Below are 19854 nucleotides of genomic sequence, written 5' to 3'. Positions count from 1 at the left end.
CCCTGCCATATTGGCTGCTACTTGTTTCATGGATGGTCCTCTCCCTTGCATTTCATTTTTATTCGATTAGCGTTTTTCCGTGCTTGAAGCTGCTCCACGCTCAGTAACGAACCATGTCGTATAGTTACCTGCTCGGAATTGTTCGTCCAGTAATACTCCTTGCAAAAACGGAATGTTCGTTTTAATGCCAGTAATCAGAAAATGATCCATAGCTTTCTGCGCTTGTTGCACAGCCTCTTCTCTTGTGGCCCCAGATACAATGACCTTTGCAATCATCGGGTCGTAAAAAGGAGTCACCTGCGTACCTGTCTCTACCCCATCATCGATTCGTACATGTTCGAATGCAGGTGGTTGGTACAACGAAATCGTTCCTGGTGATGGCAGGAAGGTGACAGGGTCTTCCGCATAAACACGCAGCTCAATCGCGTGGCGCAGAGCCTTGACGTCCTCTTGCTTGATCGACAGCGGGTGACCATCGGCAATGTCCAGTTGGAGCGACACGAGGTCAATGCCCGTCATTTCTTCCGTCACGGGATGCTCCACTTGCAAGCGTGTATTCATTTCCAAGAAGTAAAAGTTCTTCTGCTCATCTACGATAAACTCGACCGTTCCTACACCCGAGTAGCCCACTGCTTTCGCTGCTGTAACCGCTGCATCGCACAGAAGCTCTCTCGTTGCTGTGTCCAAAAAGGGCGAAGGGCTTTCTTCGAGCACCTTTTGATGTCTGCGCTGTATGGAGCATTCCCGTTCTAATAAGTGGATGACATTTCCATGCTGATCGGCAACGACCTGCACTTCGATGTGGCGCGGACGTTCCACGTACTTCTCCATGTACATCGCATCGTTACCAAAATACGCTTTTGCGCGACCTTTCGCCGATTGGTAGGCTTGACGCAGCTCGGCCTCGTCTCGACAAATGTGCATCCCGATTCCTCCGCCGCCAGCACTGGCCTTGAGCATTACAGGATATCCGATGGACATCGCGATGACAGCTGCTTCATCTGGTGAATCGATAGCCTGTTCGCACCCTGGAACGACTGGTACTCCTGCGGCCTCCATAATATGGCGCGCAGTCAGCTTGTCACCCATTTGACCGATGACCTCCGGGGTTGGACCAATGAAAAGAAGATCTTCCTCCAGAACGCGGCGGGCAAAAGATTCGTTTTCTGACAAAAGACCGTAGCCTGGATGAATGGCATCGGCACCGGTGCTTTTCGCTGCTGCAAGAATGGCCTCTACGTTCAGGTAGCTGTGTGGCACAGGCGGTGGACCAATATGGACTGACTCGTCTGCTTCACGAACAAACGGCAGATCCTTGTCTGCATCCGAATAGACAGCAACCGTAGCCACTCCTCTTGCCTTGCATGTACGAATAATTCGTCTGGCAATTTCACCACGGTTTGCGATTAATACCTTGTTCATGGCAACGCTCCCCTCTTTGACAAACCGACTACAACCGTAAGCGCTTCCAAATTGTTTGCCTGGTTTGTATCATGTGATGCTACTTTCTATTTTGCCACGAGAATGATCATAGTTCTAGGATGAAATTTTAAATTTTTCCAAGGAAGCGAAATCATTTCCTGACAATCCCTCCAATTAAAAAAGAAAAACACTTCGGAAAAGCCAATCATCGTGTATAATAAAGGGGCGGCCAAAAGGTGGCCAAGGCAAAGAGCTGTGAGAGGAGTGGCTAACCATGTTTGAAGTAAGACGTTTGCAAATCAACTATAAGACACTGGAGGAATTCCAGAAGTTTCGCGAATTTGGCCTGGAGGAGCTTTCTATGAAGGAAGACCTGGAGGCGAACATCGTGGAAAACGATTCGGAATCTCCATTTTACGGTATTTATGACAACGATCTTATGGTAGCACGTATGAGCCTCTACAAAATTGACGGGAAATACGATCGTTACTTCCAACCTGCGCAAGACTATTATGAGCTGTGGAAGCTCGAAGTCCTGCCCGACTACCGTCACAAAGATTACGGAACTGCTTTGGTCAACCACGCGAAGAGCTTTGGAGCTCCTATTAAAACCAACTCCCGCTGTCGCGCAGACGATTTTTGGTTGAAAATGGGCTTCACGCCTGTGAAATACAACCTCATGCGTGACCGTGGTGAAAACCCGTACGTATGGTTGCCAGAGAGCGTAGAGCTGCAAGACTAGCTCTCCCTTTCCCAACATGAATGACAAATGAATGCGTAAACAAAAAGAAGCGGATCAATGACCGCTTCTTTTTTCATGCCTTGCGCTTATTTTTCCACGCGCTCTAAATTTCCGTTTTCATCCATTTTGAAGATCGCTTTGTTGGAATCCTCTTCCTGTAAAAAAGCAAGCTTGCGTGCACGATCCATGATCTGTACCAAGGCACGGTAGTCATCATTGACACCCTGAACCTGATCCAGCTCTTTTCTAGCGCGTTCGTGGGCTTCTTTCAATTCTTTTAACTCCAACTCTTTTCCTTCCAACTCTTGTTCCAATTGTCGCAAACGACGAGTCATTTCTTTTTGATTGCCGAGCATGCGAATGACTGCTTCAATCTGCTGCTCCTCTACATCCGCGTACTTTTGTACCTCTGCTACTGGTGTTTCAGATCGTTTTGTGTGCAACGTGACGACCTCGACCTCAGCCACCACAGGAGGCGGTGCTTGAATCCTCCCGAGCTTTTTCAGCTGCTGCCTTTGGCTTTTCGCAATCGAAATGGCCGCATCGTACCGTTTGCGTACGCAACTATTCCAGCGGAAGCCGCACGCAGCTGCTGTCCTTCCTAACCTTTGACCCACTTCTTCAAATGCAGCAAGCTGTGTGCCGCCTTCGCGTATGTGGCGCAAGGTGACTTCCGCCAACACTAGATCGTCATCTTCGGTCCATGCGTCTTGTCTGGAAGCTACCATATGAGTCCCTCCCGTTACCTTTAAAAAGGATGATGTAATTCATCCTATGCTTTTCCCTACTCTTGTAGAATCGCTTTCTACTAGAAAAAGTATGTCCAAGCAAATAAATGTTTAAACGAAAAGGACTACATCGATCAGGACGTTGGGCGCTTAGTCAGGAAGCTTTCCACTACGGCGACGTGTTCAGGGCTACCCCATAGATGCGCACATTGACTCACTTCACGCCGGATTCGTTCTTCTTGAGGAAGGCCCATACGCTTCCACTGCAAGACCTTCATGTATGCCTCAATGCCAGCAAGCGGCTGGGCAGCGATTTTTCGAGCGAGTCGATATACTTCCTCATGCAGCTTTTCTTCTGTGTATACCTCGTCAACAAAGCCGTAGGACTTGGCTTCCTCTGCACGCAATCTGTCACCAGTCAACAGGAGAGCGAGTGCCTTTGATTCTGGCAGCAAGTCCAACAGTCGACTTCCTCCACCCCAGCCTGTTGTAATATGCATGCTGATTTGTACAAACCCGAAGGTCGCCCGGTCACTGGCAAAGCGAAAATGACATGCGCCCGCAAACTCACAGCCACCTCCGACCGCTGCACCGTTAATCATAGCAATCACCGGTTTCGAATACTGATCAATGGCGGACAAAAGCCCTGTTACTTTACTGAGCAAAGGATGCGCCTGTTCAAAGCCACGCGCTGCAATAAACTGATTCAGATCGCCTCCGGAAACAAAGCTTCTGCCTGTCCCCGTCACAATCAGAAGCTTTACCTCAGGATCGGCTTGGCAGTCTCGTAAGACCTGATGCAGTTCGTCAACCAGCTCCACGCTGATCGCATTATGTACATGCGGTCGATTTAATGTGATCGTGGCGATACCGTCCTGTTTTTGCAAAAGCAAAGTCTCCATAAGAACTCCCACCTTTTATCAGCTTGTGGCTTTATTTTACCCTTCGATGGACAAACAAAAAAGAGGAGGTCTTTCCCCCCTCTTCATTAGGACAGCAGATTTTTCATGGCAGAAGAATTGAATCCGACGATCAGGTTTTCACCATCAGTCAGGATCGGACGCTTCAAAAGCTGAGGCTCTTCACTAAGCATTTCGAGCAGTTCCTTCACCGACATATCATTAACATCGACATCCAAGTTTTTAAAACGCTGACTTCTCGTCGACAGGATCTCATCCAAGCCATTTGATGTCATTTTGATAATATCCAGCAGTTCTTCCGCTGTTGGTGGATTTTTGAACAAGTGACGCTCTTCGTAATTCACTCCGTTTTCTGCCAGCCATGCCTTCGCTTTGCGACAGGATGTGCAGCTAGGATAAGTGAAAAACGTTAATTTTTGTGTTTGTGTACGTTCAGCAACGGCCATTTGTTATACCCCTCCATCTCATCTATCACGAGTGATTTCATCTATAAAAGTGTTACCATTTGTAGTTCTTGATGTTTCGTTCAAGCTCTTACAAAAAGTTAGCCAATAAAATTTCTTTCCTTACTTTGGATTTTAATGCTTCATTAACACTATGTCAATAGTAGTTAGTTTAAAAACTAGATGAAAATTCGTGTGATATGCTGTTGTAGCACACTGCTACCTTAACAAGTAACACAAAATGGGATACACTTATGAGGATTGTTCAGATTTGATCTTATGGAGATTGTTTTGAGAAAGGGGTATCGGCATGGACCACGATGCGCAAAAGTTAACCAGTGCTTTAGCTGACCCCACCCGTTTTTCCATTTACCAATTTGTCGCCTACAGTAAAGATCCCATCACGGTTCAGGATATAGCTGATCATTTCTCTATCCACCCTAATGTGGCACGCTTGCATTTGACGAAGTTAGAGGACGTGAATTTACTCACTGCTGTTACAGACAAAAGTGGTAAGGGAGGACGTCCCAGTCGGTTGTACTCACTGTCTGAACAGGTTGTGAGTCTGCAATTCCCTCCTCGTGATTATCAGCTGTTGGCCGATATCGCGATTGAAAGTCTGCTCTCGCTCGGCGAGGCTGGCGAAGCCGCTCTAATTAAAATGGGACATCGCATTGGCACAGAGATGGCAAAACGGGCGGTTGTCCAAAGCGGAATCAATCTAGAAATAGCCTCTATGGAAGAAAAATTGGACCTGGTCCATCGGATTGTCGTGGCTCAGGGATTGAAACCAGACATCGAAGCAATGGCCGAAGGAAAGTTGCGTTTTCGCGTAAATAATTGCACCTTCTCCGACAGCGCAAAAAAATATCCGAATGCCGTATGCCAGATGCACAACGCTCTGTTGATGGGAATATTCGAAACGTACTTGGGGAACATTGAATTACGTGAGGATGATTCCAAAATTCGCGGATGCCAATCCTGCAACTATACGGTGATTCAGTATTAGCATCGCAAGTCCAGTCTCTCCTACCCGCGTGACAACAATCCGTCATACCTTTATCGTTTACACGTGTTCACCTGTCCTATATAATGGGGGAGGAATCTTGTAAATCTTACCGTTCGAGGCAAAAAGGGGGGACAAAAATGGATCGTATGTATCGCGTTCTTGGTTTCTGGACCATCGTGATCGCGTTGATGGCGTTTTGGGCAGAATTGTACCCGATGGCGCTCATCTTCTTCAGTTTGACTGCTTTCTTCGTAGCGCTGAGCTACATGAACCTGACTGAACGAGTATACCTAAACATTTTCTTCGGCTTCATGTTCCTGTCTTTTGTTGGATTCACGTATTACACATTCTTCGTGATGCCTGTTGGCCCACAAGAACACGCTTTGCTACAATTGATCATGTAAGAAAAAAGATGCTCGCCATGAGCATCTTTTTTTGTGTTCCCCTCTTCTTTTACTCCCGGGTGCCTTTCTCTTGAACCATGACCCAAAAACGCCCACCCAAGCCAGCGGGATCAATCAACTGCTGGATCGCCCGATTCCGTTTCATCGCAACGCTCGTAAAAGGGTCTGTATCCATATGCGCGACCGCTTTATGAAGCAAGCCATTCCGCATCAAAAACCGATCCTGTCTCATATAGTCTATTTCCCGTAAACCAGCCTTTTCTCCATACTGCTTCCACGCAGAAAAATTCACATGTGTCGTCATATCTTGTTCACCCATGTTGATATACGGATTCGTATGAGCCTGATGACGATGGTAGCACATCAGTGTTCCGTTTTTTCGACTGGGATGGTAAAGCTCTTCTTGCAGATCACCGTAATCAATCGTGATGACGAACCCTTTTTTCAATAGGCCGGAAACTTCTTGTGCTGCTTGCTCCATCCCCATATTTATCTCAATCCGCATTCCGATCGGCAGCTTCAAGTTCAGGCCGCGCAAATATTCTTCTAGCGCTGGTGTCATCTCCCCCAAAAACTCTTCCAACCCGTCCTCACCAACTCGCACCCATACTTCCTGCCAGCCGGATCTGGTTTTCTCCACAATATGTACTGGAAATGCGTCCAGCCACTCATTCGAGAAAATAACCCCTTCTATTTTTTCATGCTTGGCAGCTTCATTCACGGAAGAATACCAACGCTTCGGACCCTCGTGCCACTGGAGCGCCTCCTGCTGCATTTTCCGGTGATACGGACTCGCCTCTATCAAAATGACTGTCAGTTCTTTGTATACCTCTGGCTTACTCTCACGGATTCGTTCCAGCATGTGACGGCAAATAGCTCCGGTTCCACCACCGATCTCAACGAGCACAGGCGAAGTGATATCCGCCTTCTCCCATGATGCCAAGACTGCATCTGCGACTGTTTCCGCAAAGACAGGATGTACCGATGCACTCGTATAAAAATCTCCCGCTTTGCCAACTTTGGGTTGTTCAACCATATAATATCCATAAGTGTCATGATAGAGGGCCAACTCCATAAAGCGCGCGAACGTAATCGCTTTCCCTGGTTGGCTTGCTATTTCCTCGTGAATCAGTTCGATCATCGTCATAAGCTCTTCTCCTGCTATCCAAATTCAACTAGATAAGGCTATAATACGAAAAGAAGCATACAATATGGAAAGGCAAAAGCAAAAGGTGAAATCATGCGCAAACTTCTTCTCGTCTTGTTCCTACTTGTATGTCCACTGACGGTGTTCGCCCAGGAAGAGCCCTCTACTCCTTTGGAGCAGCTCATCCTGCAGCAGCATTTTACACAAAAAGAGCTGGAGCGAACCCTGACCTTACTCAAGGAAGAAGAGACGCGGACATACGGGGACATCGCTCAAATGGATCTCGATTTGCAACGGCAAAAGCTGGTGATGGAAGCGACACAACGCCGAGCCGGTGAAGTAGCGCGGGCCTATTACATGGGCGAGCGTACTAATCTTCTGACGTTACTATTAAATGCGGAACATTTCAATCAGTTCTTATTGATGTACGACTTCTACGAGATCTTGTACGAGCGTGACATGTCTCGACTAGAGTCCTATCATACTGAGCGCACCAAGCTCACCGCTATGCAAACCGACAAAAAGAATCGATTGGACCAACTTCAAACGCTGCGAAAAAAATACGAGCTTCAATTAGCAGAGATGATCGCCGTCGCCGCTGAAAAAGAAAAAAACGTACAAAAACTGGATGACCCGACAGTTGTGGAATCCATGATGAATCACTTGATTTTAGACTGGGAAAAACGTGGGTTGCCCGCTTTCCAGACCTTCTTCGGAATGCTCGCACAGGTCATGGTTCAAGTTCCCGAGTTGGCGACGCCCGATCGAATTCAGTCGGAAGGTCTCCTCAAGCATACGTTAACCATCAACCAGACTGACTTCAACAATTTTTTGATAGAGAAAGACGCCTTGTTCAAACAATCCCATTTCTCCTTTGAGGATAACAAGCTAACTGTGGAAGGCACATATGATCAGATGGAGCTAAAGCTCGTTGGTAACTATGAGCTCGTCTCTCCTACCCAACTCAAATTCCACATTACCGAGCTGTACTTTGACGGCTTTGCCTTACCTCAATCGACCGTGGAGGAAATGGAGGAAGCGTACGATCTCGGATTTTATCCGGAGCTGATCTCCCCCAATATCCAAGTACAAGGCATCACGCTGATGGACGAAGAATTAAAACTCCAACTGCAATTCAATCTTCCATTTGGATTCGGAAAGAAGTAAAGCCAGCTATTCATTAGCTGGCTTTTTTCTTGGATACAACCTTATTGACATGAACCGGCATTTCCTTCTGCAATTGTGTCATGTACTGGATCGCTTCTTTCGTCAGCGTAGGGTATTTCTGTCCCTGCTTCAGCTTTTCCAATGTTTCTGATACCGGGTAAATGACATAGTTGCGCTTGTTATTCTTCCGATAAAAATGAACGTAAGTCGGAATCATTTCAGCACTTTCGATGCTGGCCTCCCCTGACTCATTCTTGTACAGCACAAGCTTCAGGATTGCGCCAACATCCTTGTAGTCCCAACGCTGCGCAGAGATGAAATTACCCAAAGAGTAGGTGATCAGTCCTTTGTGTTGACGTCCATCTTCGAGGGTAACCGTCTTCCACTCATAAGGTTGTACCACATGTGGATGGGCCCCCAAAATCAAATCCGCTCCAAATGTTAGAGACTGCTCGGCGGTCTTGATTTGTTCAGGACTGGGCATGCGTTGATACTCATTTCCGAAATGAAGCGCTACTGCAACCAGATCGGCTCCTTTTTCTCTTGCCCGTGCGATGTCTTTTTTCATCAGCGCTGGCGAAATCAGATTGACCAGATACGGCTTGCCTTCTGGAATCGCGATTCCATTCGTTCCGTACGTATACGATAGCAAGGCTAGTGTGAATCCGTCCTTGGTCAACAACAAGGGCTCGTCTCGATCCTCGGGACTTGCAAACGTTCCCGTGTGCGGAAGACCGGCTTCATCGAGATATTTGATGGTTTGCAAAACCCCTTGTTCTTTGCGGTCCATCGAATGGTTATTCGCTGTCGATACCGCAGTAAATCCAATTTCCTTCAACGTCTGTGCAAGCGACTCAGGAGAATTAAACATCGGATAGCCTGAGTATTTTGCCTGGCTACCGCTCATCGTTGTCTCAAGATTGCCGATGACCCAGTCTGCCTCGCTGAACATCGGGATGACATTCGGGAAAAATCGTTTAAAATCATAGCTTTTCGTCGCTGGGTCCCAAACGGCATCCAACTGCTCCTGATGCATCATGATATCCCCAACGGCAAGAAGGGAGATGCGCTGTTCCGGAAATCTTGATGGCAAAGTCGGAGGTTGTTTCTCCTGATGATTGGGCGCTGTCTGAGGTGGTGTTTCGGGATCAGGCGCTTTCACGTTGGGAGCTTGGTTCGTCTTATCTGCTTGGGCGATGGGTGCCGCACACCCAACCAGACTCGTGCAGGCGATAACGAGAATGAGTGCCCATTTCCATGTTCGCTTCATAATGAATAGCTCCTTTAGTAAATGGTGACCCCCTTCCTTTTCTCCACCATCTGACAAAATCCTCTCCCAACCTTTATAAAGAATGATGAAATGACTTAGCGAAGCATGCCTGTGACAAACGGATTGTACGTTTTCTCGTAGTCGATCGACGTCTTCGGTCCATGTCCTGGATAAATGATGGTTTCATCATCAAGCTCAAACAGTTTGTCCTGGATGCTGATCATCAGTGTCTCATAATCTCCTCCGAAGAGATCCGTACGCCCGATGCTCTGGTTAAACAGAACGTCACCACCGAAGCAGTGCTGGCCAATGACAAAGGAACAGCTACCTGGTGAATGACCTGGCGTATGCAGCACCTGAATGTGAAAACCTGCCAGTTCCAGAGTCTGACCATCCTCCAGTTCGTGCTCGGCCCGCTCACATACGATGAGTTCAGGCAGATTCCAGCGTCGAGAACCGTTGAGATCAGGATTTGTGAGCCATTCCTGCTCCAGTGGATGAATGTAAACCGGTGCTTTTGTCAATTCTCTTACTTGGTTGAGACCACCAATATGATCCAAGTGGGCATGGGTCAAAAGAATGGCAACGACGTTTTTATTTACGAGGGCACGGAGCAACTGATCTGGCTCCATGCCCGGGTCAATCACAATGGTTTGGTTGGTAGCGGTGTTTGTCACAACATACGCATTGGTTTGAAATGCTCCCAACGCATAAGATTCAATGGCAAGATTTTGATTCATCATAGGAAACCTCCTTGATTTTTTGATACGATAGAAAAAACACGCCTGAAAAACATGGGGATATGACATGCGCCATATGTACGGAATTGAACTGAATGTACCAGCTGGGAAGCTCCCTGGCTTCTATGCTCAAGTCATACATAAAATCGGAGATCATGTCAATGTCTTTGATCGGGACAAACTGCTTTTTATTGTAGAGAATCAAGCCGAACAGGAGAAGCTGGAAACCATTTTGGAGAAGTCCAACATGTTAGGCGATGCCTTTTCCCTATTGCTACTCCCGTCTGTAACCACAATTGATCAACTCGATGATATCGGTTTTGTCTCCCAAAATGAACATTTGTATGTATATGCAGATCAAGTTGCGATCGTAACGCTCGGGGCTCCATCCCAATCAGAAGATCAGTGGGCTGCTATGGAGCAACTCCGCGAGCACGTTCTAGGCGTGATACCCGAAAATATACACCAACCCGAAGCCTACCTGATCGATCAGAGCTTGATTCCACTAGCGGAGGGAATCGCAAAGGCTTATCAAGTGAAGCTCGTTTGGCTCCATCCGACTAAATGAATCCTTTCCATGCAAAAAAGGGAGTTCCTGATAAGAGAACTCCCTTCTCCTTTTTTACGATGATTTCCGATCAAATCGGAACCACGCCACTTGATTGTCTATAAGACCAAAATTAGCGGTGTATTTGCTGCCTTCATATACCACTTCTTGTTCGCCTGTTCCTTTGCCGTACAGCTTCTCTAGCTGCTCAGCACTATCAAACATGGCGAGTCCTCGATATGTTTTGAATTTTTGCGCGTCCCCACGGGGAACTCCTCCTAGCATGATCGATGTCAATTCACCTTTGTGGACTTTGATCATCATCTGGGTCTGATCAACCAGCAGCATCCCCATCACTGCTTCTCCTGCCCCCTGCGCCATCTGCTCTACCGTGTAGCTTTGCCTTGTCACCATATCCATAAAATCAGCTTTTGTCGGCTTCAAAATGTCCATCGCTTCTTTTATGTTCTGTCCGAGATAAATGCCGTTCACTCCGTATTCCTTTTGATTTTCGGGGTCAAATGTAGCAGTTGGTTCCGACCGGCCCGAACACGCCACCAAGACAACTACTGTCAACACCCAAAACGCAGTCATTCGCAAGCATTTCCACATCATTTTGCTGTGCCCACCTTTGCTACCGCTCTTTTGGCTATCTTAGCGTATCCGGCAAGCATCGGGCAACCATAGGGAGATGAGGTTATTCTCGTGTTCCGCTGACTTTGCGGCGCGGTCGATTAGGCGGCAGATTACTGTCCACCGATTGTTTGAAGCTCTCTAGTATTTTGAGGAGTGATGCGAAAAAAGGCGAGCCAAACACCGCAACAATTCCCCACATCCAGGTTCCTAACTGCCACGAATTTTTTACATAAGCTGATTCTGAACCAGTTAAAATGAGAGCCGGGTCTAGACCAAGCATGCCAAAAATGACACCAGCAGCCAATACGGAAATAACCAAATTGAAAAAGCGCTTGTAATGCATCAATCGAGCAGCGTGATACTGATCCTCCCAGCAATTTTCTTTCGCCTCATAGTCCGTCGCCAAAAAGGGAATGACTGATTTAAAAGCTTCCGTAACTCCTGCTGCCGCGCTGGACACCGCTGTTATATAAATCAAAAAAGAAATAGATGAATCCAACGTAACCATCATGCTTCCCTCCTTTGTACATATGTATGGAGTTGGAGGGACAACTTGCAAATTTTTTTGCAGTTTGTATATTTCCCCTTTGTTGTTTATGCGGTAAGATGTGAAGTGCATGTAAATATGAGGAAGGGCAGGGATTGCTATGCAGGACTTTTCTTTTGTATGGAATCAGTACGACTTGATTCGCGGAATGTTTTTGGCGGGATTGACGGAAATAACCGAGGAAGAAGCAGATGTGGTTCCAGTTGGCTTTAAAAACAACATTCGCTGGAATATTGGTCATATTCTTCTGACACAAGATTATTTGCTCTTCGGACCAGAAGGAATGAAATGTCCTCCGCATTACGCAGCCATGTTCGCTCCAGGAACCAAACCTGCTGATTGGCAAAAAGAAGGGCCTTCCCTCGAAGCCTTAGCTGCCGAGCTAAAGGAACAACATGTGCGAATCAAAGAAGAATTGCATGCCCGATTGAATGATCCATTGCCAAAACCGTTTGAACTAGGAGACAAAGGCACTATGCATACTTATGGAGAAATGATGGTCTTCACTCTTTTCCATGAAGGAATGCACATCGGATGTATTTCGTCATTGCGAAAAGCGAGCGCGGCTGCTAAATAAGGAAAATCGGACAAAAACGCGGATCGTTTATCCGCGTTTTTCTTTTTGACTGCCAAATCCTCAAAAAATGAAAACCGCTCCAATGAGGAGCGGTCCTTGTCGAGCCCGAATTGCTTATGGGGTTCTACCGGTTATTCTCTTTGGCTCTTCAACCTCCATCGTAGAGAAAAGTAGCTAAAGGAATCGGTGTATTTCCATACGACTTTCGTCGATTGCTTGATCATGATTATCCACGGATCTTCGCCTCCTGCAAGGCATTTCGCCGTTTACTTACATGAATCATCGGGCTCGACAAAAATAGTATGACCTCCTCGCAGTTTTTCATACATCCTCTTTACAATAAATCTGCGGCCAGCTGTGCAAGCACACTCCGTTCGCCTTTTTCCAACTGGATATGTCCAGCCAGCTTTTGGTCTTTAAATACTTCTACCACGTAGGTTAAACCGTTGTTGCTCTCATCCAGATACGGATGATCGATCTGCTCTGGATCACCCATTAGCACAATTTTCGAGCCGTCCCCCACCCTCGTCAGGATCGTCTTCACTTCATGCTTTGTCAAGTTTTGAGCTTCATCAATGATAATAAATTGTTCTGGGATGGAGCGCCCACGAATATACGTCAAAGCTTCCACCTGCAAACTACCCATGCCTGCCAAAATTTTATCCAGATCACCTGGGCGTTTTGTATTAAATAAATATTCTAAATTATCATAAATCGGTTGCATCCACGGTCGAAGCTTTTCTTCTTTTTCGCCGGGTAAATAACCGATGTCTTTTCCAAGCGGAACGATAGGTCTTGCCACTAACAGTTTTTTGTACTTTTGCTGGTCCTCGATTTGCAGCAGGCCCGCTGCTAATGCCAGCAAGGTTTTTCCTGTACCGGCCTTCCCGGTCATGGTTACTAAAGGAATATCATCTCGCAGCAGCAATTCGGTTGCCATCCGTTGCTGCACGTTACGGGCTCGGATGCCCCAAATCGGATCATCATCTGACACAAGCATTTCTAACATTTTTCCGTCCGGGTCGACTTTTCCAATCGCTGAAATAGATGGGTTGCATTCGTCCTTCAGCACTAAAAATTGATGAGGGTAAAAGCGATAGCGTGGAAAACAGGAGGCCAGCTGCAGCTTTCTTGTCGCGTAGTAAGTCTTGATGATGTTGGACGCTACCATCATCTTCTGATACCCCGGGTAAATACTGGAGAACTCCCCCACAACTCGATCCGAAAGAAAATCCTCTGCGGAAATATTCAAAGCATCAGCCTTGACTCTCATGAGCGCATCCTTACTTACCAAAATGACTGGTCTTGGCTGTGGTTTTCCGTTTTCCTCCTCCTGTAAGTTTAGTGCGACCGCCAAAATGCGGTTGTCATTGCTCATTTCCGTGAATTGTTTCTGAAGGCGGTGGAAAGAGGAATGATTCAGTTCCACCCGAAACAACCCGCCTGTTTCTAGGGTAATGCCAGTGTGCAATTGCCCCAGCTCACGAAAACTGTCAAAGAGCCGAGATACGTACCGAGCATTGCGGCCAATTTCATCCATGTACCGCTTTTTGGAATCGATTTCTTCTAATACGACAGCTGGTATGACAATTTCATTGTCAGCGAAAGAAAACATCGCCCTAGGATCTTGCAGGAGTACGTTGGTGTCCAGTACGTAGATTTTCTTCAAAATCTCGCCTCCTATTACCCTTCTTATATACCCTATGCAATTTTTGTAGGGATGCTCAAGTGCGGCGACGTGATGTACTACAGTCTATGTTCAGGTAGACAGAGATAGACGACCCATTGGCAGAATGAAAATGGGCAGCCCAGAACAAAATACTTGTAACCCTGCCCTCCTCACGAAGGAAGGCAATACTGGGAAAGGGAGAATGCCTGTGAAACGGATCATGATCTACTGCCTCGGTTTTAGCTTGTTGCTTACAGCATGCATGTCGGGCAATAAACCACCGGCGAATCAGGCTGCACAGCCGAAGCATGCCACTCATACTCAACGCGTTCAGCAAACAGCTCCTGAGCCTGCTTATAATCAATCTTCTCAAGCCACCGCTGATCGTCTGGTCCAACTGGCAACTCGTGTGAAAAGGGTACACAGCGCGACTGCTGTGGTCTTGGGCAAATATGCCGTAGTCGGTATTACTGTGGACCCGAATCTGGATCGCCCAGAAGTCGGCGTCATTAAGTATACGGTTGCGGAAGCGCTGAAAGAAGACCCTCAAGGAGCAAACGCTGTCGTAACCGCAGACCCTGCCGTCGTACAACGGTTACGGGAGATGAGAGATGATATTCGTCGCGGTCGTCCTGTTGCCGGAATTACGGAAGAGTTAGCCGATATCGTTGGTCGGATCATACCGCAACTACCGCGCAGTGTGCAGCCCCGCGAACAAACCCCTTCTCAAGTAAAAGAAAAACGTATGCACAAAGAACCGCAAGGACAAAACAAGATCAACGCAAATCGTACAGGAACACCTTAAAAGAAAAAGAGGTATCCCCCGGATTTAAGCCCGGGAGAATACCTCTTTTTCTTTATGGACGATCGCTTCAGATGGCAACTGATCCAATGCTTGCTTCAAATCTGCCACCAAGTCATCGAGATCCTCTAAACCAGCTGACAACCGGATCAAACCATCCGTGATTCCCCTTGCAGCTCTTTCCTCAGCAGGCATCGCCGCATGCGACATCGTAGCTGGGTAGGAGAGAATCGTTTCCACTGCCCCGAGGCTGACAGCCACAATCGGCAATTTCACGCGATCAAACAACGCTTTTGCTCGCTCGCGGCTCCCAACATCAAAAGAAAGAACAGCCCCATGACCAGTCGCTTGTTGTGTTTGAATCAGATGGCCGGGATGATCCGCCAGTCCTGTATAGTAGACTCGGCTTACCTGTGGATGCGAAGACAACCAGTCAGCCAAGCTCGCGGCTGTTTTCGTGCTGACATCCAGTCGGGCTTTCAATGTTTTGAGCCCACGCATCACGAGCCAGCAGTCCTGCACACCCAAAATCGCTCCCATGCCATTCTGGATAAAGTAGAGCTGTTCCCCTAACGCAGCCTCTCTGGTCACAGCCAGACCTGCAACGACGTCGCTATGCCCTCCGATAAACTTCGTTGCACTATGAATGACCACATCTGCGCCAAGCTCCAATGGCCGCTGGTAATACGGGGTAAGGAATGTATTATCGACAATGACTAGCAAGCCGTGCTCCTTCGCGATACGAGAAACCGCTGCAATATCTGTCACCTTTAAGGTGGGATTGGAGGGGGTCTCCAGGTAAACCCCTTTCGTTGCAGATGTAATGGCCCCACGAACGGCTTCTGTATCTGTTGCATCCACGAACGTAACAGAGATGCCCATTCTCGACAATACCTTGGTCAAAAACCGAAACGTGCCACCGTATACATCTTCCGCCACTACAACATGGTCTCCAGCTGAAAACAACATGAACACGCTGGATATGGCAGCCATGCCAGATGAGAACGCGAAACCGCGTGCGCCTCCCTCCAGAAACGCAATGGCTTCCTCCAAAGCCTGCCTGGTCGGGTTGCCTGATCTTGCATAATCGAATGTACCTGGCTGATCGATATCAGCCTGATGAAATGTGGAAGCCTGATAAATCGGAACCGACGACGCACCTGTGAACGGGTCAATGCAAGTTGAACCGTGGAGGATCTTGGTTGCAAAATTCATCGTACACTCCCCCCTACGACCAAACTAGCATTCAATGCCTGAAACAAATCGGCTACGACATCATCTGGATGCTCGATGCCAACCGACAGTCGCAACAATCGATCACAAACACCGACATGCTCTCTTACTTCTTGCGGGATATCGGCGTGAGTCTGCGTCGCCGGATACGTACACAATGACTCGACACCACCCAGACTTTCTGCAAAGGACACGATTTGCAGATTTTGCAGGAACAATCCCACCTGCTCTGCATCACATACGCGGAACGATACCATCCCACTATGCCCAGTCGCTTGATTCACCTGTATCTCATGTCCCGGATGCTCTGGCAGACCTGGATAAAATACCTCCGCTACTGCCGGATGCTCACGCAGCTTTTCCGCGACAATCAAGGCATTGGATTGATGGCGCTCCATCCGCAATGCCAATGTTTTCATCCCGCGAACGAGAAGCCAACAATCTTGCGGTCCGAGTACAGCACCGATTGAATTGTGCAAAAACCGGATTTTTTCCGACAACTCTTCCCCTTTTGTTACGATGAGTCCAGCCAGCACATCGTTATGTCCTGCCAAATACTTGGTTGCACTATGTAAGACGATATCTGCACCAAGCTCTAGTGGGCGTTGACAATACGGGGTTAAGAATGTGTTGTCTACAATCGTCAGGAGCCCGTGCTGTTTCGCCAATCGTGTTACTACTCGAATATCGGTAATCTGCATGAGCGGATTGGTTGGCGTCTCGACGAAGATGGCCTTTGTATCCGGGCGAATCGCATCTTTGAGTGCACGAATGTCACGTAAATCCACGTACGAAAACGTCAGACCGTAACGAGAGAGCACTTGCTCGAACAATCGATAGGTTCCCCCGTACAGATCGAGTGAAACGATCAGATGATCCCCTTGGGAAAACAAACCCATGACGGTATGAACAGCAGCCATTCCGGAGGCGCAAGCAAATCCTGCATCTCCTGATTCCGCTTCAGCGATGGTCTCCTCCAAAATGGTGCGAGTAGGATTAGCTGTGCGTGTATAATCATATCCAGTGCTCTGGCCCAAGGCAGGATGGCGATAAGCCGTTGCATAGTAAACAGGAAAGCTCACCGCCCCTGTATTTTCGTCTCTGCCTACGCCCGCCTGAATCAATTTTGTTTCCAATTTCATGTCTATTTCTCTCCCTCCAATAATGTACGAGGGCATCAAAAAAGCCCCCTTTCCTCTGAAAGAAGGCTTTGTTTACGTCACCGTAAGCAAATCCTTCTCATCTTTCAGAGTTTGATAACTCTGCAGGAATTAGCACCATTATCTCCCTGATAAAATACAGGTGATTGGTTGCCGGGCATCATCGGGCCAGTCCCTCCGCCGCTCTGGATAAGAAGATTGCTATTCAATTTGATTGACCCTAATACTAAAGGATCGGCAGGATTCTTGTCAACAATTTATTTCCACCCGTTAATTTGCATCTTTCAAAGCGGTCATAACTTGATTGTCCAGCTTCGCTGCCGCGTTTTTGTCATACGTCTTTTCATATTGTGGTTCTACGGAAATACGGGAACCGTAAAACATAATATCACGAACAGCCTCAATCTTGATTTCTGCCATGGCCAGCTTGAGCGGAACACCTTCCAGTCGGTCTGTTTTGACGACAGCACGACCATTAATGGCGAAAGACGAGCCGGCACCGATCAAATGCAGGACAACTTGTGGTTCCTTCGCAATATTAGCCAAAATACGTGAGCGATTATCCACGGCAAAACGAATCGTATCGGCGCTGACAGCATACGTCCAGGACAAGGAGCTGAGCGATGGTGCCCCTGACTCATGGTCTACTGTGCCCAAGGTAACAAAACGCTCCTTTTGCAAGAGCTTGAATAAATCTTCGGAAAGAGATTGGGAAACAGTTTCAGCCATTTTAAAGCCTCCTAACAAACGTTTTGTACGTTCATTTTACCCTTCGCTTAGCTGATAGGCAAACGTTTCCTCTCCACCTTGATTCTGGTTGTCTTTTTCCCTAGACTGGTAGGTAACAATACCGAATGATGGAAGGGGATGGACAGCTTGTCGCCTACAGACCGCCTTATGCAGCAAATTGACCAAGTACTTGAAGAGCTTCAGGAAGTTCGGAAGGTAAATGAGCGGATGCATAAAATTGCGATGTTCCTGGAAGATATTCGACTAGCAGATGTGATCCAAAATTACACAGCCCCGCGCAAGCTGCTCTGGATTAATTTCCTCGCAGGTCTTGCCCGGGGTCTGGGATTGACAATTGGTACTGCTATCGTTTTGGCTTTCCTCGGCTCCCTCTTGACGCAATTTCTTTCGATCCCCATTCTGGGGGATTACATCAGACAATTGGTGGAGTACGTCGAGACTTACAAGCAGCGGCCTTAACGATAGAGACTAGTCTCTGTCGTCGTCACGATCGTCATCGTCGTCATGATCATCATCGTGGTCATCATTCCATTCCTTACCGTGCTTTTTCCAATAGCCATACGCGTTGCCGTTGGGATGCTTATCTTTTTGCTTCCCTTTTTCTTTTTTCTTTTTGTCATCATCATCGTCTTCATCGTCATCTGTTGGCTTCACAGGCTCGACAATGACTTTTGTGCTTAATGCAACGTCAGCTTTCTTAACCAGCTTATCGTCTTCATACAATGCGAATTGAATCGATTTGGCGCTAAAGGAACGATCCTTGTAAGACAACGTCAAAGAAAACTCACCTTTGTCATTCGGTTCAATTTCTTTTTTCTTCCCGTCAGGAGCGATCACAAACAATTCTGTATCGTCCTTTTTATTCCAGCCGCTTACTGTCCCCTTCACCTGAATGGATTTGGCGGCAGGATTGTTTACAGCAGTCGCCTTGATGGCATATACGGACGCTTGATCCTTGTCAGGAGCGTTAACGATTTCTACCTGAACGGATTCAGAATCAATCTTCTTGCCATCCTCGTAAACCTCAATCAAGGCTTTTTGATCTTTTGCTGCTTGTACATCCTTTACTGAAACCGTAAAGCTGCCTACGCCATCCCACAGCTTCTTCACGTTTGCGTCTTTTTTCACGCCATTATAGGTGACAGTTACTTTGTCTGCCCCCTGCTTGACAATTCCTTTTACTTTTAATTCCTTTTTCTTCGCATCCAATACAGACATGGTATGGATGATCATTTCCTTATCTTCTTCTGCTTTTGGAACGATCTTTACCTTTTCGCTATCAACCAACTTGCTGCCTGCATAGGCACTCACGGTTACATACGGTTCATAAGATGCATCAGGAGCTTCAAAGCTGACCGTAAAAGAGTGCTCGTTGGTCGGCACGACTTCAATGATGTCGGAATTCGGCTTTTTCACAACCACTTTGGTGACATCCGAAGTCACAATCCCCTTTATGTACACCTTGTTATTTTCAGTCTTGGCATTTACACTCACGATTTCTTGATCATTGTCTGTCAGGCGCACTTCCAGCCAAATATCGCTGTAGTACTCGTTGTAGATACGCTCCCACTCCGCTTTGTTTTCTTCCATAAACGTTTGGAGCTTCGTATTCAAGTTGATTTCTTCTACAATGATGTACAAGTTGTCCGCTTGATTTTTCAAGAGCATGTTCAACGTGGTTGGATCATTTTGGGCAAGTTCTTTCAGATTGTAGCGTGTGACTTGCTTGCCCTCGTCATTCATGACTACCTTTGTGGCACTTGGACTAGCAATCGAGCTTGCATTGGCAAAAATTGGCGTCAAACAGCCAAGAATACCTGCAGCTGTCACCACTGCTAATACGGGCTTGGTCATGTACTTTTTCAACGGTAGTTCCCCCTTCTAGTCTGCCAAAATCCCCCTGGTTGCTTGGGGCATGAATATTGACGGGAAATCATTTTC

The 19854-nt window shown here is 47.2% G+C and carries 22 protein-coding genes and 1 riboswitch; of the genes, 8 read left to right on the top strand and 14 right to left on the bottom strand.

What is annotated here, in order from left to right:
- Positions 1-66: 66 nt before the first annotated feature.
- Entirely contained in the window at positions 67-1422 is a 1356-nt protein-coding gene (locus tag PMI05_RS15585) for an acetyl/propionyl/methylcrotonyl-CoA carboxylase subunit alpha (protein ID WP_007723303.1), read from the bottom strand.
- 274 nt (positions 1423-1696) lie between these two features.
- Here PMI05_RS15585 and PMI05_RS15580 point away from each other — a divergent pair, with 274 nt between their 5' ends.
- A complete protein-coding gene (locus PMI05_RS15580; RefSeq protein ID WP_007723302.1) occupies positions 1697-2164 on the top strand; it encodes an N-acetyltransferase in 468 nt (155 codons plus the stop codon).
- 86 nt (positions 2165-2250) lie between these two features.
- Here PMI05_RS15580 and PMI05_RS15575 read toward each other — a convergent pair whose 3' ends face one another.
- The 3 genes from PMI05_RS15575 to PMI05_RS15565 form a co-directional block, all read right to left on the bottom strand.
- On the bottom strand, positions 2251-2892 hold the full coding sequence (locus PMI05_RS15575; RefSeq protein ID WP_007723301.1) for an RsfA family transcriptional regulator: 642 nt from the start codon (positions 2890-2892) through the stop codon (positions 2251-2253).
- 134 nt (positions 2893-3026) lie between these two features.
- On the bottom strand, positions 3027-3794 hold the full coding sequence (locus PMI05_RS15570; protein WP_007723300.1) for an enoyl-CoA hydratase/isomerase family protein: 768 nt from the start codon (positions 3792-3794) through the stop codon (positions 3027-3029).
- An 86-nt stretch (positions 3795-3880) separates the two neighbouring features.
- Positions 3881-4258: a Spx/MgsR family RNA polymerase-binding regulatory protein gene (locus tag PMI05_RS15565; protein WP_007723299.1), complete on the bottom strand. Its 378-nt coding sequence runs from the start codon at positions 4256-4258 to the stop codon at positions 3881-3883.
- 307 nt (positions 4259-4565) lie between these two features.
- Here PMI05_RS15565 and PMI05_RS15560 point away from each other — a divergent pair, with 307 nt between their 5' ends.
- Positions 4566-5264: a metalloregulator ArsR/SmtB family transcription factor gene (locus tag PMI05_RS15560; RefSeq protein WP_007723297.1), complete on the top strand. Its 699-nt coding sequence runs from the start codon at positions 4566-4568 to the stop codon at positions 5262-5264.
- Between the two features lie 137 nt (positions 5265-5401).
- Complete coding sequence (locus PMI05_RS15555) at positions 5402-5668, top strand: DUF2626 domain-containing protein (protein WP_007723294.1); 267 nt, start codon at positions 5402-5404, stop codon at positions 5666-5668.
- 49 nt (positions 5669-5717) lie between these two features.
- Here the strand turns inward: PMI05_RS15555 and PMI05_RS15550 are convergent, their stop codons facing one another.
- Positions 5718-6815 carry a class I SAM-dependent methyltransferase gene (locus PMI05_RS15550; protein WP_007723291.1) on the bottom strand — a complete coding sequence of 366 codons (1098 nt, stop codon included), beginning with the start codon at positions 6813-6815 and terminating at the stop codon, positions 5718-5720.
- 93 nt (positions 6816-6908) lie between these two features.
- Between PMI05_RS15550 and PMI05_RS15545 the strand changes: the two genes are divergently transcribed.
- A complete protein-coding gene (locus PMI05_RS15545; RefSeq protein ID WP_007723289.1) occupies positions 6909-7982 on the top strand; it encodes a hypothetical protein in 1074 nt (357 codons plus the stop codon).
- Positions 7983-7995: 13 nt separating this feature from the next.
- Here PMI05_RS15545 and PMI05_RS15540 read toward each other — a convergent pair whose 3' ends face one another.
- Both PMI05_RS15540 and PMI05_RS15535 read right to left on the bottom strand, forming a co-directional pair.
- A complete protein-coding gene (locus PMI05_RS15540) occupies positions 7996-9252 on the bottom strand; it encodes a CapA family protein (RefSeq protein WP_007723288.1) in 1257 nt (418 codons plus the stop codon).
- Positions 9253-9347: 95 nt separating this feature from the next.
- Entirely contained in the window at positions 9348-9995 is a 648-nt protein-coding gene (locus PMI05_RS15535; RefSeq protein ID WP_007723287.1) for an MBL fold metallo-hydrolase, read from the bottom strand.
- Between the two features lie 64 nt (positions 9996-10059).
- Between PMI05_RS15535 and PMI05_RS15530 the strand changes: the two genes are divergently transcribed.
- On the top strand, positions 10060-10560 hold the full coding sequence (locus tag PMI05_RS15530; RefSeq protein ID WP_007723286.1) for a hypothetical protein: 501 nt from the start codon (positions 10060-10062) through the stop codon (positions 10558-10560).
- A gap of 54 nt (positions 10561-10614) precedes the next feature.
- Here the strand turns inward: PMI05_RS15530 and PMI05_RS15525 are convergent, their stop codons facing one another.
- Both PMI05_RS15525 and PMI05_RS15520 read right to left on the bottom strand, forming a co-directional pair.
- Complete coding sequence (locus PMI05_RS15525) at positions 10615-11154, bottom strand: hypothetical protein (RefSeq protein ID WP_007723285.1); 540 nt, start codon at positions 11152-11154, stop codon at positions 10615-10617.
- Between the two features lie 82 nt (positions 11155-11236).
- Positions 11237-11683, bottom strand: a complete 447-nt coding sequence (locus tag PMI05_RS15520; RefSeq protein ID WP_039960866.1) for a hypothetical protein — start codon at positions 11681-11683, stop codon at positions 11237-11239.
- A 139-nt stretch (positions 11684-11822) separates the two neighbouring features.
- Between PMI05_RS15520 and PMI05_RS15515 the strand changes: the two genes are divergently transcribed.
- On the top strand, positions 11823-12299 hold the full coding sequence (locus tag PMI05_RS15515) for a DinB family protein (protein ID WP_007723278.1): 477 nt from the start codon (positions 11823-11825) through the stop codon (positions 12297-12299).
- 334 nt (positions 12300-12633) lie between these two features.
- On the opposite strand, the gene PMI05_RS15510 is transcribed toward PMI05_RS15515, so the two are convergent.
- Positions 12634-13968 (bottom strand): PhoH family protein, encoded by a 1335-nt coding sequence (locus tag PMI05_RS15510; RefSeq protein WP_007723274.1) that lies wholly within the window; start codon positions 13966-13968, stop codon positions 12634-12636.
- Positions 13969-14170: 202 nt separating this feature from the next.
- Here PMI05_RS15510 and PMI05_RS15505 point away from each other — a divergent pair, with 202 nt between their 5' ends.
- Positions 14171-14773, top strand: a complete 603-nt coding sequence (locus PMI05_RS15505) for a YhcN/YlaJ family sporulation lipoprotein (RefSeq protein ID WP_039960865.1) — start codon at positions 14171-14173, stop codon at positions 14771-14773.
- A 24-nt stretch (positions 14774-14797) separates the two neighbouring features.
- Here PMI05_RS15505 and PMI05_RS15500 read toward each other — a convergent pair whose 3' ends face one another.
- From PMI05_RS15500 to PMI05_RS15490, 3 genes are all read right to left on the bottom strand, one after another.
- Positions 14798-15985: a PLP-dependent aspartate aminotransferase family protein gene (locus PMI05_RS15500; protein ID WP_007723269.1), complete on the bottom strand. Its 1188-nt coding sequence runs from the start codon at positions 15983-15985 to the stop codon at positions 14798-14800.
- Positions 15982-17145 carry an aminotransferase class I/II-fold pyridoxal phosphate-dependent enzyme gene (locus PMI05_RS15495; RefSeq protein ID WP_039960872.1) on the bottom strand — a complete coding sequence of 388 codons (1164 nt, stop codon included), beginning with the start codon at positions 17143-17145 and terminating at the stop codon, positions 15982-15984. Before PMI05_RS15495 ends, PMI05_RS15500 begins: the two co-directional genes overlap by 4 nt.
- A 94-nt stretch (positions 17146-17239) precedes the next feature.
- Positions 17240-17359: riboswitch (SAM riboswitch) on the bottom strand.
- A 74-nt stretch (positions 17360-17433) separates the two neighbouring features.
- The gene (locus PMI05_RS15490) at positions 17434-17892 is read right to left on the bottom strand and encodes a pyridoxamine 5'-phosphate oxidase family protein (RefSeq protein ID WP_007723265.1); all 459 of its coding nucleotides are present in this window, start codon (positions 17890-17892) and stop codon (positions 17434-17436) included.
- Between the two features lie 138 nt (positions 17893-18030).
- Here PMI05_RS15490 and PMI05_RS15485 point away from each other — a divergent pair, with 138 nt between their 5' ends.
- Positions 18031-18372, top strand: a complete 342-nt coding sequence (locus PMI05_RS15485) for a DUF5665 domain-containing protein (RefSeq protein WP_007723262.1) — start codon at positions 18031-18033, stop codon at positions 18370-18372.
- 9 nt (positions 18373-18381) lie between these two features.
- On the opposite strand, the gene PMI05_RS15480 is transcribed toward PMI05_RS15485, so the two are convergent.
- Entirely contained in the window at positions 18382-19779 is a 1398-nt protein-coding gene (locus tag PMI05_RS15480) for a hypothetical protein (RefSeq protein WP_007723258.1), read from the bottom strand.
- Positions 19780-19854 lie beyond the last annotated feature (75 nt).

The sequence above is a fragment of the Brevibacillus sp. BC25 genome (genome assembly GCF_000282075.1).
Taxonomy (GTDB): Bacteria; Bacillota; Bacilli; order Brevibacillales; family Brevibacillaceae; genus Brevibacillus.
This window is presented reverse-complemented; position numbering and strand designations above follow the sequence as displayed.